General features: G+C 36.3%; 14 protein-coding genes. 8 read left to right on the top strand and 6 right to left on the bottom strand.

Annotation, left to right across the window (positions count from 1 at the left end; all coding sequences use genetic code 11):
* The first annotated feature begins 210 nt into the window (after positions 1-210).
* On the top strand, positions 211-1,224 hold the full coding sequence (locus M0214_RS11370; RefSeq protein WP_248722682.1) for a type IX secretion system membrane protein PorP/SprF: 1,014 nt from the start codon (positions 211-213) through the stop codon (positions 1,222-1,224).
* Positions 1,221-4,289 carry a gliding motility-associated C-terminal domain-containing protein gene (locus tag M0214_RS11365; protein ID WP_248722681.1) on the top strand — a complete coding sequence of 1,023 codons (3,069 nt, stop codon included), beginning with the start codon at positions 1,221-1,223 and terminating at the stop codon, positions 4,287-4,289. The genes M0214_RS11370 and M0214_RS11365 overlap by 4 nt, the downstream gene beginning before the upstream one ends.
* Positions 4,290-4,340: 51 nt before the next feature.
* On the opposite strand, the gene dsrP is transcribed toward M0214_RS11365, so the two are convergent.
* Genes dsrP through M0214_RS11335 form a run of 6 tightly spaced genes read right to left on the bottom strand, consistent with a single transcriptional unit; the run spans position 4,341 to position 10,568 of the window.
* Positions 4,341-5,558, bottom strand: a complete 1,218-nt coding sequence (gene dsrP / locus M0214_RS11360) for a sulfate reduction electron transfer complex DsrMKJOP subunit DsrP (RefSeq protein ID WP_248722680.1) — start codon at positions 5,556-5,558, stop codon at positions 4,341-4,343.
* A 15-nt stretch (positions 5,559-5,573) separates the two neighbouring features.
* A complete protein-coding gene (locus M0214_RS11355) occupies positions 5,574-6,659 on the bottom strand; it encodes a 4Fe-4S dicluster domain-containing protein (protein ID WP_248722679.1) in 1,086 nt (361 codons plus the stop codon).
* Between the two features lie 2 nt (positions 6,660-6,661).
* Positions 6,662-7,285, bottom strand: a complete 624-nt coding sequence (locus M0214_RS11350) for a cytochrome c3 family protein (RefSeq protein WP_248722678.1) — start codon at positions 7,283-7,285, stop codon at positions 6,662-6,664.
* Entirely contained in the window at positions 7,278-7,973 is a 696-nt protein-coding gene (locus M0214_RS11345) for a nitrate reductase cytochrome c-type subunit (protein ID WP_248722677.1), read from the bottom strand. Before M0214_RS11345 ends, M0214_RS11350 begins: the two co-directional genes overlap by 8 nt.
* Before the next feature lie 3 nt (positions 7,974-7,976).
* Positions 7,977-10,301 carry a molybdopterin-dependent oxidoreductase gene (locus M0214_RS11340; protein WP_248722676.1) on the bottom strand — a complete coding sequence of 775 codons (2,325 nt, stop codon included), beginning with the start codon at positions 10,299-10,301 and terminating at the stop codon, positions 7,977-7,979.
* A 3-nt stretch (positions 10,302-10,304) separates the two neighbouring features.
* Positions 10,305-10,568 carry a hypothetical protein gene (locus M0214_RS11335; RefSeq protein ID WP_248722675.1) on the bottom strand — a complete coding sequence of 88 codons (264 nt, stop codon included), beginning with the start codon at positions 10,566-10,568 and terminating at the stop codon, positions 10,305-10,307.
* Positions 10,569-10,721: 153 nt separating this feature from the next.
* On the opposite strand from M0214_RS11335, the gene glp reads away from it, so the two are divergent.
* The 6 genes from glp to moeB are packed head-to-tail and all read left to right on the top strand — an operon-like array spanning position 10,722 to position 14,899.
* Positions 10,722-11,900 carry a gephyrin-like molybdotransferase Glp gene (glp, locus tag M0214_RS11330; protein WP_248722674.1) on the top strand — a complete coding sequence of 393 codons (1,179 nt, stop codon included), beginning with the start codon at positions 10,722-10,724 and terminating at the stop codon, positions 11,898-11,900.
* 12 nt (positions 11,901-11,912) lie between these two features.
* A complete protein-coding gene (locus M0214_RS11325) occupies positions 11,913-12,251 on the top strand; it encodes a winged helix-turn-helix domain-containing protein (protein ID WP_248722673.1) in 339 nt (112 codons plus the stop codon).
* Entirely contained in the window at positions 12,252-12,992 is a 741-nt protein-coding gene (locus tag M0214_RS11320) for a sulfite exporter TauE/SafE family protein (RefSeq protein WP_248722672.1), read from the top strand.
* Between the two features lies 1 nt (position 12,993).
* Positions 12,994-13,578, top strand: a complete 585-nt coding sequence (locus M0214_RS11315; RefSeq protein ID WP_248722671.1) for a molybdenum cofactor guanylyltransferase — start codon at positions 12,994-12,996, stop codon at positions 13,576-13,578.
* Complete coding sequence (locus tag M0214_RS11310; protein ID WP_248722670.1) at positions 13,562-13,795, top strand: MoaD/ThiS family protein; 234 nt, start codon at positions 13,562-13,564, stop codon at positions 13,793-13,795. Before M0214_RS11315 ends, M0214_RS11310 begins: the two co-directional genes overlap by 17 nt.
* Before the next feature lie 3 nt (positions 13,796-13,798).
* Complete coding sequence (gene moeB / locus M0214_RS11305; RefSeq protein ID WP_248722669.1) at positions 13,799-14,899, top strand: HesA/MoeB/ThiF family protein; 1,101 nt, start codon at positions 13,799-13,801, stop codon at positions 14,897-14,899.
* Positions 14,900-14,952: the final 53 nt, after the last annotated feature.

The raw sequence follows: 14,952 nt of genomic DNA, 5'->3' as shown, positions 1-14,952 counted from the left end.
TTAGTGTTATATCAAATATACGTAATACTACTTAGTTTTATAACAATCAAGACTATTTTTGATAAGCTCGTAATTTAATCCATTTAATTTTAGAATAACCGAAAATAGACATCTTTAATTTACGAAATGAACAATACCTTATTTTGAAAAACACTCTACCCTTATGGACATGTAAAAAAAACTATGTAACTTACACGATAATTTTCGTACATGTACGGTCATTTTTTTATATTAAACCTACTTAAAAAACTAGTTCAAGGAAGAATTAAGAGATTTCTGTTCTGGATTCAATTTTTTGTTTTTATTATATCATTCTGTATATCAGTATATTCACAACAAACTCCTCAATTTTCTCAATATTTACAGAATCCGTTTGTTATAAATCCAGCAATGACAGGAGTTGAGAATTATGTGGATGTAAATGCCTCTCACAGAAACCAATGGCTGGGCTTCGATGGCGCCCCTAGAACATCTACGTTTAGCGTTAATAGTTCTCTGTATCGTTCTAGAGCAAGTTATTTACCAAACGAGGGCACTACACATCATGGCTTGGGTGTTTTTCTTTACACAGATACTAGTGGACCACTTTCTCAAAATGGACTCTATGGAAGCTATGCTTATCATCTTAAGGTCTCAGAAGAATGGTTTATATCGTTTGGAACTTTTGTAGGTGTTTCTCAATTTAGATTCGACGATAGAAAAGTTGTTTTATTCGACAACCCCATCGACCCACTTGTTCAAAATATTTCTGTATTAAACTTTGATTTAAGTTTTGGTTTATATGCCTACTCAAAGTATCTTTTTTTAGGCATTGCAGCAAATCAAATTTTGAACAAAGAAATTCGATTATCAGATACATCAAATGAAGAATCTTTATTACCTAGTTACAACCTGCTTCTAGGTAGCAGAATTTCAATTAACGACGCTCTCACAGTTGTACCTTTCTCTTTATTAAAAACGGTAAAAAACTCTCCAATACAATGGGATGCTGGCATTAAAACAGTTTATAATGATAAGTTCTGGGGAGGTTTAGCTTATCGTAACGAGGAAGCCATTATAGGCTTTTTGGGTTTACGCCTTACAGAAAACCTACTTTTAAGCTATTCTTACGACTGGATTACCGCGGATTTTAGCACACAACAGTCTGGCTCTCACGAAATAATTATTGGATACCGGTTTAACCCTAGAAAATTACTTTGTGCTTGTCCACAATATTCCTTATGATGAAGAAGCCACAAAAAATATTAATGCTATTAATTCCCATTTTGGGAATAATTTCTACTGCTTTTTCCCAAACTGAAAACTTAGATTTTGAGTTTGGGAATTTCGATAATTGGATTTTGGACACAGGAGTAAGATCTAATCCCACAACAATTGATTGGAACACCAGACCTGCTAATGACTTAGGAGTACAAATAAAATTAATGAGTCCCTCAAGCCCGAGCTATGACGAAATTGGTTTAAATTGTTTCCCAACACCTGTAAATGTTCCTACAGTTTTTACTGGTGGTCGCTTTTCGGCAAGAATAGGTAACCTAGATGGTGAAAATAAAGCTGCCAGGATTAGCCATACTTTTACAGTAACACCAAATACGACATTACTTAAATACAGTTACGCCGTAGTTTTAGAAGACCCAGGACACAAAAGACGAGACCAGCCAAAATTCGTAGCTAATATCAAGGATTCTAATGGTAATATTGTACCATGTGGTAGGTATGAGGCTTTCTCAGGACCTAATGCCCTGAATAAGGGTTTTATAAATTGTGGTAAATTCCAAATACTACCTTGGACTACCGAAAGTGCAGACCTAAGTCCTTTCATCGGTGAAGATATTACTATTGAATTCATAGCTTTAGATTGTACCCTTGGAGAACATGGTGGATATGCCTATGTAGATGCCTCTTTAGAACCTCTAAAAATACAAGTAGAAGATTTATGTAATAACGGTGACACAGTGACACTGAATGCTCCCGAAGGATTCTCCAGTTACGATTGGTCCAATGGAGACGGAACGCCCAGTATCACAATTGAAAATGCTAAATATGGTGAAACCTACAGCGTTGATTTTACATCTAACACAGGGTGTTTAAGCAAACTATCCATAACCCTAGAACCAACACCACAAGCAACCATAGATAAGATTCCCGATCAAGAAGTTTGCTTAGGCGGGAGTGTTTTGGTAAAACCCACAGGGAATCACACTGGTGACTTTCGGTATACAAGGCCGGACCCAACTAATCCTGGTGAGTTCGTTGACATAGCACCTGCCGGAAATTCTGCAATATTGAGCCCAACTCAGGATACAACGTATACTATAATTGCAAGAGATGAAAACGGTTGTGATGGTCCGTCTGAAACATTCAGCGTAAAAGTTATAAATTCTAATGGCCCACCTTTTCCTAAAGCAGATTTTGAAATCGAAACAATAGCCACAATGGGTAATAGCATATGCAATACCATACAACTAAAAAACCTATCAGATTATTGCAAGGGTGGACTCTCCTACCATTGGGACTTTGGGGATGGGACTACTAGCACAGAAACTAACCCTTCACATAGTTTTCCTGTTACCAATGATAACTCAACATATATCATCACCTTAACTGTGAGGTCACAAGATGGCCTTACCGAATCAAAATCCTATGAGTATAACACTTTTATAACAGCCAAATTTTCAACTTCTTTTTTAAACTGTGAAACTGTAACTATAAACAACACTAGTGATATTTGTGGAGCTTCAATAGATAATTTTGCTGATTTAGTATACCATTGGGATTTTGGTGACGGCAGCTCTATTGTAAGTACAAATAATAGCGAACTCTCATTAACACACATTTACACCGCTTCTGGGACTTTCACCATTATATTAACAATTAGCAATATAAATAATCCGGGGACATCCTTATCAACACACACAGAGACTCTAGACATCAATATAGAAACCAAAACAGATTTTAGTTACCTTGTTAATTGCCTTGATGTTACTTTTACAGATGAGTCTAAAACATGCTCTAGAGCAGAAAGTTATATTTGGGATTTTGGTGACGGCAGTACAGCCAGTAATGAAGTAAGACCCAAACACACCTACACATCTTCTGGTTCATTTAATGTAACTCTAACTATTAATGATGGTGTTCAGATCTTTACTCAAAGTAAAGAAATCACGCTAGATATTACTGAAACAATACCTGATTATGAATTTGAAATTAATTGCGATGTTGTAAGTTTTACGAACTTATCAAATAGTTGCGACGACCTAACCTACTATTGGGATTTTGGAGATAATTCTCCTATTAGTAACGATAAAAATCCAACACATCGATATGATTTAAACAAAGCCTATAATGTTACACTCACTGTAAACGATGGAACCAGAGATTTAAGCGTAACAAAATCTTTTACTTTAGGAAACGGTATTACCGGATATAACACACCTCAAGATATGATACTATGTAGAAATCCGGATGCAACCAAAACACCAATATTTGATTTAGCAGCTCAAAAAAATTATATTCTTGAAGGGTTGGCAGACAACAATCTCGAATTACCAACAGTTAGTTTTCACTTAGCATCACCAGAGGCTTTCAATGGTCTACGTCCATTACCTTTACGATTTAAAAGCCTTTCAAGTTCTCAACAAATCTATGCCAGAATTACTAATCAAAATGGCTGTGTCGAAGTGTTTATGTTTTCACTTAATATTGTGAATACCCCAATAGTAAATCCTATTGAGGATATTCATCTGTGCTCTTTGAATGAAAGTAATACTGAATATAATTTATCCCAACTAAACGCTAAGATTTTTGATGGCATAGACCAATCGAATATCAAGTTAAGTTATCATCTCTTTGAAGGTGATGCCATACAAGGTATAAATAGTATTGAGCAAATAAATCTTAATGCAGGTGTAGAATTTATCATTTATGCTCGAGCAGAAGACATCACTTCCAATCAATGTTATTCATTAAGCACGTTTTCTATTAGAATGGACAATGACGATACGGATACAAACAATAACTGTATGCCATTTTTCGCTAATACCATGACACCAAATGGTGATGGTCGTAACGATACCTTTTTCATTAAAAATATCGAAAAATTTTCTAACAATACGCTAACAATATACAACCGATGGGGAAATATAGTTTACCGTGCTACGGGTTATAACAATACTTGGAACGGAATGCATAAGGGGAAACCTCTCCCATCTGGAAACTATTATTACTACTTTCAACTAAACGATGGCACCAATAGGTCACACTCTGGATACATAACTATTTTGAGATAGACTACCCAACGATTTAGACTTGATTACTTTTTGTGAGGTAAAACCAATTAACTACTTCTTATAACGTAGTTTTCCTATTTCAATACCTATTGCTGTTTTAGCTAAAATGGTAAACACAAAAGCGCCAAGGGCCCAAATTCCTAGCGTAACCCCTATTTCAATTCCTGTGGGCATATATTCGGCTATTTTACCATAAGGTCCGGGAATAAAACCAGGAACAATTAAACCGAAGCCTTTTTCAATCCAAATAGCAATGAACAATATAAAACAAGCAAAGTATAAGACTTTAAAATTGTTCCTGAGCTTGTGGAAGGTCAACATTACAGTAGCTAAAACGTTCAATGGTATGGCCGTCCAAATCCAGGGTAACAAAGCATCTTTTCCGTGTAAACCAAAGAAAAGATAATAGGCACTTTCACTGTGGTGTGTAGGTGCATAAAACTCCTTAAACAATTCAGAAATAAGCATAATTAAATTAATCTGAGCCGCCACAGTAACCACCATTGCTATTTTCTTAATGGTTTTGTCTTGAATTTTAAATGGTGTACTCGACCTTATCACAGCCAAAACTAAAATTATTAAAGCTGGTCCAGCTGCAAATGCTGAGGCCAAAAAACGAGGTCCTAACAAGGCATTATTCCAGAAAGGTCTTGCTTGTAAACCTTGATATAAAAATGCCGTAACCAAATGAATCGCCACTGCCCAAAATACCGATATAAACGCTCCTGGGATATAAACTTTAGATTTCGCTTCTTTTCCTTGGTAGTGCCTGAAAAGAATATATAGAGGTATCGTAATGTTAATAAACAAATACCCATTAAGCACAATAACATCCCAGGTTAACATGGAATTCGGAAAATTAAAAACACCAATCCCTGGAATCATATGCCATAAAACAGAAGGCCCACCCATATCAGCAATTACAAAAGCTAAACACATGACTAATGCAGCTACTGCCAAACCTTCACCTATTAAAACAGCTTGTTTAAAATCAATATCTTTTAACACATAGGTTGGCATAACGAGCATTACTGCTGCAGCTGCAACCCCCACCAGAAAAGTGAAATTTGAAATATATAATCCCCAGCTAACCCTATCTGTCATTCCAGTAACGCTTAGCCCTTCATTTAGCTGAATGGAATAACAATACATACCCACTAACATCATAAAGGTTAATGCCGCCATCCATAAATGGTACTTTCTAGAACCGTGTGTTATGGTATCTAAACTATCTCTTACTAAACTTTTAAAAACTTTAAATCGTCTCATCTCATTAACTGATTATTAGTCCATAAAATACCAGAACTTAGGCTCGGTTCCTAGGTCTTCTTTTAATCTAAATACTTTCTTGTTTTCCAATACCCATCTAATGGTACTGTTTGGGTCTAGTAAATTTCCGAAGATACGAGCACCTGTTGGGCAAGCCTCAACACAGGCTGGATTTTTTCCTGCTCTAGAACGCTGTACACAGAATGTACATTTCTCCATAACCCCTTTTTTACGGAGTCTGTTGCCCAAATAATGCTGATTCTTGTTGATTTCTTCTTCTGGCACTTCTGGTTTACTCCAGTTAAATCGACGTCCATCATAAGGACACGCCGCCATACAATATCTACAGCCTACACACCAATCGTAATCAACAACCACCAATCCGTCATCTTCACGCCATGTGGCTTGGACTGGACATACATTTACACATGGTGGATTATCACAGTGGAAACACTGTGTACCCATATAGAAATGACCTTCTGCTGGTACTTCGTGGTAGTAGTTGTCATCAGATTCGTTGAAATTGAATCCGTTTCCATCTTTCATTTCATGAATACGGATGTATTGCATTTGTGAGTTTCTGTCTTGATTGTTCTCTTCAACACAAGCACTCACACAGTCCATATATCCTTGGCACTTTGAAATATTGAAAGCATAACCAAACAACACGTTTTCTTCTGCATTTTTAGAAGACATGTTAATAGTTTTTCCAGTTCGCAATTGATACGAACGTACTAACCTATCAACTGTGGCTTTCTTTTCTTCATCGGTCATTAACTTGTAGTTTCCCTTAAACTGCTCTTCCCAGTCTATTTGCGCTTTTTCCTTGCTTTCATCACCAGAAAACATACTACAAGAAGTACTTACCGCCCCTGCACCAATAGCCAAACTTGCGGCTAATTGCTTAAAGGCAGAACGACGGTCCATTTTTACATCAAAGACCTGTTCAAAACCGTCTTTTCTTTCTTCTATATGTTTTATTTCCTCATGGTCATGTCCACCACAACCACCAGATGGCGTACTACAACTGCAACTACTTGAAGTTTCTTGGTTCTTGCGACCAATATTTAAGGAAAACCATTTTTTATTATCGCTGCTCATACCTATTCTCTTTCTTTTATTTTTTGTGTGTTAAACCGTGCAGGCCATCTCTTCTCAAAATGAGGTTTGTGCGGATTATGACAATTCACACAAGTCATGGATGCTCTTGGTGGCGCCCAACCTCCAATGCGTTTCCCATGTGCGCCGCCTTTCCAATCCTCAAATTGTTTGGTATGACACTGGTTACACAAATTATAACTGTTATTAAAATCGATACTGTTACCTGTTAAACTTTTAAGGTTATCCATATTATTTCCATCGTGACAAGTAGCACAATTCATGGTATTTTCATTGGCATGGTGCAACTTAATATCCCAATGCGCTTTCTTACCATCCTTACTTTGTAGTTGCGATAATGGTTTAGAATGACACTCGGTACAAGCAAATGATTTAATTTGACGCTTTCTTTCGGGGATTAAAAAGGTATGCTCTCCTTCTGTAATCTCCATGGTTTCAACACCTTCCAAATAAGCTTCAGAAGACAAGGATATACCATGATAATTCTCGCTTTCAGCTTTGATTTTGTCTGTTACACCGTGGTACTCTCCTTCTCCATGTTTACATGAAAAGAACAAAAGCACTATAAACGAAATACAAACGACTCTATGCATACTATGATTATTCATTGCTAATGGCTCTTTTAAAGGTTCCTATATCGGTCATTTCTTTATTGTTCGGAACATGACATTGTCTACAATTGATCCGCTCTGGATGCGTTACCCTAATTTCTTTTGGCGCACTTGGCCCGGCATGACAAGACAAACAATTTTCGTGCATCTGAATTTGATGCGGAATAATTGGTGGGCTTCCGGCCAAGGCATTATTAATTCCTGCTTGGGGCGCTACAACACTTCTATGCTCAAAAGGTTTAAATACCCCACTCGCATTTGTTGGCACATGACATTGCCTACAATTAACCAATTCCGGATGCGGCACTACAGGCGCGTAAGCATTAAATTTTTCAGTAAAACCACCATTTTCATGGCATTTTAAACAAGTATTTGCCCCAATAGTCATTTCATCTTTTATAGGGTGCGGAATACTTGGTGGTGCCCCATGATAAGCTCTGTTATCATAATAATTTTTCAAAGATCTTTGATGATTTTCGTCTACGGGCATATTAGCGTAGTCTAACGCATGTTCAGACCGCTTAAAAACCCCTTTCTCTGATGGAATAATTGAAGACACTTCTGTACTTCTTTCAAAGGGAATATAAGCTTCTTCTTTTCCAATTTGATAGCTAAAATTCCAAACGGCGATAAACGCAATAAATAGAATAATAAATAATGAAATGATACCCAGTCGTTTTTTCATAACCTATGCTTTTTCTATTTTAACAGCACATTTTTTAAAGTCAGGTTCTTTTGAAATTGGACAAAAAGCATCCAAAGTCACGTCATTAATCAGCATGTTTTCATCAAAGAACGGTACAAAAACCTGTCCTTGTGTTGGCAAACCTCTTTCGTTTATAGAAGCTGGCAACACACAAGATCCGCGTCTTGAAGATACTTTTACCTTTTCTCCATTTCTAATACCTAAAGCTTTAGCATCTTTTGGATGAAACTCTACATAACTATGAGGCATCGCTTTATGCAAAACAGGGATTCTACGTGTCATGGAACCCGTATGCCAGTGCTCTATGACACGACCTGTATTTAACCAGAACGGATACTCTTCATCTGGTGATTCTGCAGCTGGCTCATAAGGACGCTGCCAGATTACTGCCTTTCCATCAGGTTTACCGTAGAAATGAAAATCTTCTCCGTTACTACAAGCAGGATCAAACTTTGCATTAAATCGCCATTGTGTTGATTTTCCATCTACATAAGGCCAAATTACTCCAGACTCTTTTTTAAGAACTTCTAGTGGAGCCATACCATGTTTTTTACCTTCATGGAACTGACGGTATTCGTTGTATATCTCTTCAACGTGGTTTTCTTCAGAATAAGGAAACAAATCACCATAGCCCATGCGTTTAGCAACTTGAATGGTCATCCACGCATCTGGTGTGGTTTCTCCAGGACCTTCAATCATTTTATCCCAATGTTGTGTACGGCGTTCTGAATTTCCATATAAACCAGATTTTTCAATATGCCATGATGCTGGTAAAATAACATCGGCCACATCTGTTGTTGGTGTTGGGAACACATCCGAAACAACTACAAAACAAGAATCTTTTTCCATTCCAGGACGGAATCTACTGGTTCTTGGCAGAGACACTAATGGATTCACTACTTGAGTCCAAATGAACTTAATATCGCCTCTATCTACCGCTCTAAACATTTCAGTAGTATGATAGGTTGGTTTAGCAGGAATTCTCTCTACTGGCACTTTCCAAATTTTTGCAGCTAATTCTCTATGCTTAGGATTCATTACCACACCTTTTGGTAATTTATGCGTAAAAGTACCCACTTCACGGGCCGTTCCACAAGCTGAAGGTTGTCCCGTTAAAGAAAAAGGACCATTACCTGGTTGTGAAATTTTACCTGTTAACAGGTGGATGTTATAAATAATATTATTCATCCATGTTCCTCTGGTATGTTGGTTGACACCCATACACCAAAGCGACATTACTTTTTTATTGGGATCCCCAAAAATTGATGCCAAGTACTTAATATCCTTTACAGATACTCTGGAAATTTTCGCTACTTTTTCTGGGGTATAATCCTCTAAAAATGCCTTATACTCCTCAAAATTTATTTTTTCTGGTTTGTCGGTAAAACTATATTTATCCTCTAAACCGTATCCCATGTTAGTAAGACCCTTACTTAAGTTACAGTGCTTTTCTACAAAAGTTTTATTTACCCATCCATTTTTTATTATTTCATAACAAATAGCATTACCAACTGCTAAATCGGTTTGAGGTTCGAATAGAATGGATTTATCAGAAGCTGCACTAGAACGTGATGTTCTTGTTGCAAAGTCTATTATTTTAGCGCCTCTTTTATTTTTTTGTTCTAACATTCTTGAGAATAATACCGGGTGCATTTCTGCCATATTATTTCCCCAAGTCACGTAGTAATCGGCATAATCAAAATCTTCATAACACCCCATAGGTTCATCCGCCCCAAAAGTTGTTAAGAAACCAGCCACAGCACTTGCCATACATAAACGGGCATTACAATCTAAATTATTAGTACCGATAGCACCTTTCATTAATTTTGACGCTACATAACCTTCAGGAATTGTAGATTGCCCAGACGTGTACATAGCTACAGAATCTTTACCATGTTTTTCTATGGTTTCTTTCATTTTGCTGGCTACTAAATCCAGAGCCTCATTTAATGGTGTTTTAACATAAGTCCCATTCTTTTTCACCAAAGCATGTTCTAATCTGTCTTTGGCTTGAATACACATTGTTTGATGATATCCTTTTACACAAAGCAATCCTTTATTAACTGAAGAATTTGGATCACCTTTTACAGCTACAGCTTTACCATTTTCAACACCAACTAAAATACCGCAACCCACACCGCAAAAACGACAAGGTCCTTTTTTCCAATCTAAATTTCCGTTAGGAATTCCAGCCTCTTGTTCCTTTGCAAAAACAATACCCGGAAACATGGTTGCTGCTGCAGTCATCGCTGCCGCTGCTGCCATTTTTTTAATAAAACTTCTTCTGTTTGTTAAAGAGGTATACATAAGTTAATTGTTTTTTGGTGTGTTAAATCCTGAAACCATTGCCAGTAACTTTAAACTGTCCAGAGCTTCTATCTTTTCTTTTAATTGTTCGTCTTCTGCTTTGTTGTTGGTATCGGTAACGACTATGAGTACGTCTTTGTTTTCAGCAGGAATCACCTCACAGTTAGCCAGTTGCGAAATTGCATTTATTAATGATTCCTTCTTTCCATCCTGAGGATGAGCTAAATAACTTTTTATCGGCATCTCCAATATTTTTATTTCAGACATAAAAGTCCTGTATTACCGCAGGAAAAAAACTGACTTTTGTCAGGTTTTATTTATTTACAATTATTCTAAATAGATTATCTAGAATAATGATATAAGTCATATTTCAGACAATTTATATTTCGCTATATTTGTATGGATATAACGAAAAAAAATATGATTTCTATTGAGGACGCTTTATCTAAAGTAAAAAGTAATGTTAATCCACTTTCAAAAGAAGATGTCAAGGCTATTGAAAAAGCAAATGGGTATTATCTTTCTAAAGATGTGATTTCGCCCATTAACATGCCTCCTTTTAGGCAATCGGCGATGGACGGATATGCATTGCATTTACAAGATGATTTAAACTATAAGCTAATTGATGAAGTGAAAGCTGGAGATGGTCATCAACCAGTTCTAAACCAGGGTGAGGCCGTTAGAATTTTTACAGGTGCTCCAGTGCCAGATTCAGCCAATGCTATCATGATGCAGGAAAAGGTTATTACTAATAATGACACCATCACTATTGAACATCAAATTAATTTGGAGCAAAATATTCGCCCTTTGGGAGAACAAGTGAAGCAAGGAGATATTGCACTAAAAAAAAGCACTAAATTAACACCAGCTGGAATTGGATATTTGACTTCCTTAGGTATTACAAAAGTTTCCGTTTACAAAAAACCTACTGTTGCTATAGTAACTACAGGCAACGAACTTATTGAGCCCGGACAAGAATTACATCATGGTCAGATTTATGAAAGCAACTCTAAAATGCTACAAAGTGTTTTGTATAGCTTGAAATTCTATGATATCTCGCTTCACAAAGTTGCCGATGATTATCCAAAGACCGTTGAATTACTCAAATCGGTAATTAACAATAATGATTTGGTTCTTATTACTGGCGGGATATCGGTAGGTGACTATGATTATGTTGGTAGAGCTCTAAACGAATTACAAGTTGAAGAGGTATTCTACAAGGTGAAGCAAAAACCAGGAAAGCCTTTATTCTTTGGAAAAAAGGATAATACTTCCATTTTTGCATTACCTGGCAACCCTGCTGCAGCATTAACATGCTTTTATGTTTACGTATACATAGCCCTGCAGAATATGATGGATAGAACCAATACAGAATTGCCCAGAGTTCAGGCAACATCCCTTTCAAAATTCTTAAAAAGAGGCGATAGACCTCAGTTTTTAAAGGGGATTTATAATGATGGCGAAGTAGAACTTTTAGAAGGACAAAACTCTTCTATGTTACAGACTTTTGCTTTGTCAAATGCTTTGGTTTTTGTTCCTGCTGAAATATCTGAAGTTAATATTGGTGATACATTAGAAACTATTGTTTTACCCGTTTAAAGAAACAAGATCATGAGTTACAAAATTAAAAGTCGTATTTGGATTGAATCTGATAACAATGTTTTGTTAGGTGAAGGACGCGTTCATTTACTAAAGGCCATACAAGAAACCGGCTCATTGTCTAAAGCTGCAAAATCGTTAAATATATCTTACAAAAAGGCGTGGCAATTGTTGGATTCGGTTAATAAATCGGCTAAAAAACCAGTAACCATTAATAGTATAGGTGGCAAAGGTGGTGGTGGTGCCGAATTAACAGAGTATGGCCATTCCTTAATTAGCGCATTCGATGAAATCAATAAAAACTGTTGGGCCTTTTTAGATGACCAACTTCAAAAAATTGAACGCTTATAAATGCTGCAAACTGAGAACATATATTATTTTTTACTGATACTTCCTGTTGTATCGTTTTTATACTCCAGTGTAGGACATGGAGGTGCTAGTGGTTATTTAGCATTAATGGCACTGTTTTCATTTGCTCCAGAAACTATGAAGCCTACTGCCCTATTGCTTAATTTGTTTGTGGCGGGCATTTCGTTTTACTACTATTATAAGGAAGGATATTTCAATAAAAAGTTGTTTATATCATTCGCCATTGCTTCCGTCCCCTTAGCTTTTCTGGGAGGTCGTATTGAAGTAGATGCTTCGGTTTATAAAAAGATACTAGCCGTCCTTTTAATATTTGCCATTCTTAAAATGCTGAATGTTTTTGGAAAGGAAAGCAACTCGATAAAACAAGTAAAACTTTGGCAAGGACTCCTTGTTGGAGGTATTATCGGATTCTTTTCCGGATTAATTGGCATTGGTGGCGGTATTATTCTAAGTCCAGTGATTTTATTGCTCCATTGGGGTAAAATGAAAGAAGCTGCCGCTGTTTCTGCGCTATTCATTTGGGTAAATTCTGCATCTGGACTAGTAGGTCAGTTAAGTAGCGGCGTTACATTAGAAATGGCAACTTTTGTATTAGTGGCTATTGCTCTAGTTGGTGGTGTTTTAGGCGGTTACTACGGAAGCAAAAAAATAAATAACAAACACTTAAGGTACATTTTAGCATTTGTATTAATCATTGCCTGTGCTAAATTAATGTTTACGTAAAATGATTTACAAAAAAGACATAACAGGAATCATACTAGCTGGCGGCAAAAGCTCCAGAATGGGCTCAGACAAAGGTTTTATTAAACTGAATGATAAAAGCTTTGTTGAGTATAGTATCAAAGCGATGAAACCTTTAGTCAATGATATTTTGATTGTTTCGGACAATCCTGATTATGATGTTTTTGGATACAAAAGGGTTGAAGACGACATAAAAGATGCTGGTCCCGTAGCTGGAATATGTTCTGGCTTGAATGCCTCTGGAACTGAAAATAATTTGATTCTAAGCTGTGATATCCCATTAATAAAAACGAATATCTTAGAAAAGCTGATTAATAATATTGATGAAGATTCGGAAATCATCCAAATTGAAAGCAATAGAAAGACCATGCCTTTAATTGCGCTTTATAAAAAGCAATGCGCACCAGCATTTTTTAAAGCATTGCAAAATGATGAACGGCGTTTAAGACGGGTTATTAATACCATGAAAATAAAAAACGTTGCATTGGAGGTTGAAGAGCATGATACAACCATGAATATTAACACAAGAGAAGAACTTAAAACTATTGAAGATGCATATAAGGGTTAAATATTTTGGACAAATAGTTGAAGTAACCAATACCCAAGAAGAGATTCTAGAAGTTGCAGGTAGTCAAGTCTCGGATTTATTGAAAGTTCTCAATACAAAATATGGCCAATTAGAAAACAAGGATTTTCAAATAGCACAAAATCAAGAATTGGTTTCGTTGGAAACTGAATTAACTGGATTAGAAATTGCATTATTACCTCCTTTTGCTGGAGGATAAAAAATGAACAGATATAACAGACATATCATTTTATCAGAAATTGGTCCAGAGGGTCAAGATAAACTCTCCAAAGCCAAAGTATTGGTTATTGGAGCTGGTGGTTTGGGTTGCCCTATATTACAGTATTTAACAGCTGCGGGTGTTGGCACCATTGGTATCATTGATTTTGATAAAGTGGAATTATCTAATCTGCAACGGCAAGTGTTGTTTGGAACTTCCTCGTTAGGTAAAAACAAAGCTCAAGCTGCTAAAACCAGATTGGAAGATTTAAACTCAGATATTAAAATTAAAGCTTACCCGGAAGCTCTTACCTATCAAAATGCGCTTGAGTTATTCAATCAATATGACATTATTATGGATGGCTCCGATAATTTTGAAACACGTTATTTGGTAAACGATGCCTGCGTCATTACTAATAAACCATTGGTGTTTGGAGCGATTTATAAATTTGAAGGTCAAGTTTCAATCTTCAATTATAATAACGGACCAAGTTATAGATGCCTGTTCCCTAACCCACCTCAAAAGGACGCCGTTCCTAATTGCTCTGAAATAGGAGTTCTAGGAGTGCTACCGGGTATTATAGGTAGCATGCAAGCTAATGAAGTTACCAAACTTATTCTAGGAATTGGAGATGTATTATCGGGTAAATTGTTATGCTATAACTCCTTATCAAATCAAACATCTACTTTAAGAATTAACAGGAATGATGCTGTTATAAACGATATCCTAAATCAGCAATCAACCTTTGCAGAAAGAACACTCGATTTAAATTGCGAGACCAACGAATTGGTTTCCATCCAAAACATAGTCAATAAAGAAAGTATTCAGTTTATTGATGTACGCGAGACTCATGAACAACCTAAAGTTGATAGATTGTCAGTTGAAAATATTCCCCTCAGTTCAATACAAACCAATCTTAAACAATTCAATAACGAAAAAGAAAAGTACTTTTTCTGTCAGTCCGGAACGCGAAGTAAAAGAGCTGTAGCCTTTTTAAAAGAACAAGGCATTACTAAATGTTACAGTATAGAAGAAGGTGCTTTAGAAATAAAAAACTATTTAAAAGAATTTAATGTCGTTACGAAGGAGGAACGACTGAAGTAATCTTTTTAAATTAAATAGATTGCTTCGTACCTCGCAATGACAAAAAATATAAT

The sequence above is a fragment of the Seonamhaeicola sp. ML3 genome, assembly GCF_023273855.1.
In the GTDB taxonomy this organism is placed as follows: domain Bacteria; phylum Bacteroidota; class Bacteroidia; order Flavobacteriales; family Flavobacteriaceae; genus Seonamhaeicola.
Note: the sequence above shows the minus strand (reverse complement) of the source record. Positions and strands in the feature narration are given on the sequence as shown.

Bases quoted from the DNA above. Each gene is read 5' to 3' on its own strand.
- M0214_RS11370 (WP_248722682.1), top strand. From the start codon at position 211: ATGTACGGTCATTTTTTTATATTAAACCTACTTAAAAAACTAGTTCAA.
- M0214_RS11365 (WP_248722681.1), top strand. From the start codon at position 1,221: ATGATGAAGAAGCCACAAAAAATATTAATGCTATTAATTCCCATTTTG.
- dsrP (WP_248722680.1), bottom strand. From the start codon at position 5,558: ATGAGACGATTTAAAGTTTTTAAAAGTTTAGTAAGAGATAGTTTAGAT.
- M0214_RS11355 (WP_248722679.1), bottom strand. From the start codon at position 6,659: ATGAGCAGCGATAATAAAAAATGGTTTTCCTTAAATATTGGTCGCAAG.
- M0214_RS11350 (WP_248722678.1), bottom strand. From the start codon at position 7,285: ATGAATAATCATAGTATGCATAGAGTCGTTTGTATTTCGTTTATAGTG.
- M0214_RS11345 (WP_248722677.1), bottom strand. From the start codon at position 7,973: ATGAAAAAACGACTGGGTATCATTTCATTATTTATTATTCTATTTATT.
- M0214_RS11340 (WP_248722676.1), bottom strand. From the start codon at position 10,301: ATGTATACCTCTTTAACAAACAGAAGAAGTTTTATTAAAAAAATGGCA.
- M0214_RS11335 (WP_248722675.1), bottom strand. From the start codon at position 10,568: ATGTCTGAAATAAAAATATTGGAGATGCCGATAAAAAGTTATTTAGCT.
- glp (WP_248722674.1), top strand. From the start codon at position 10,722: ATGATTTCTATTGAGGACGCTTTATCTAAAGTAAAAAGTAATGTTAAT.
- M0214_RS11325 (WP_248722673.1), top strand. From the start codon at position 11,913: ATGAGTTACAAAATTAAAAGTCGTATTTGGATTGAATCTGATAACAAT.
- M0214_RS11320 (WP_248722672.1), top strand. From the start codon at position 12,252: ATGCTGCAAACTGAGAACATATATTATTTTTTACTGATACTTCCTGTT.
- M0214_RS11315 (WP_248722671.1), top strand. From the start codon at position 12,994: ATGATTTACAAAAAAGACATAACAGGAATCATACTAGCTGGCGGCAAA.
- M0214_RS11310 (WP_248722670.1), top strand. From the start codon at position 13,562: ATGCATATAAGGGTTAAATATTTTGGACAAATAGTTGAAGTAACCAAT.
- moeB (WP_248722669.1), top strand. From the start codon at position 13,799: ATGAACAGATATAACAGACATATCATTTTATCAGAAATTGGTCCAGAG.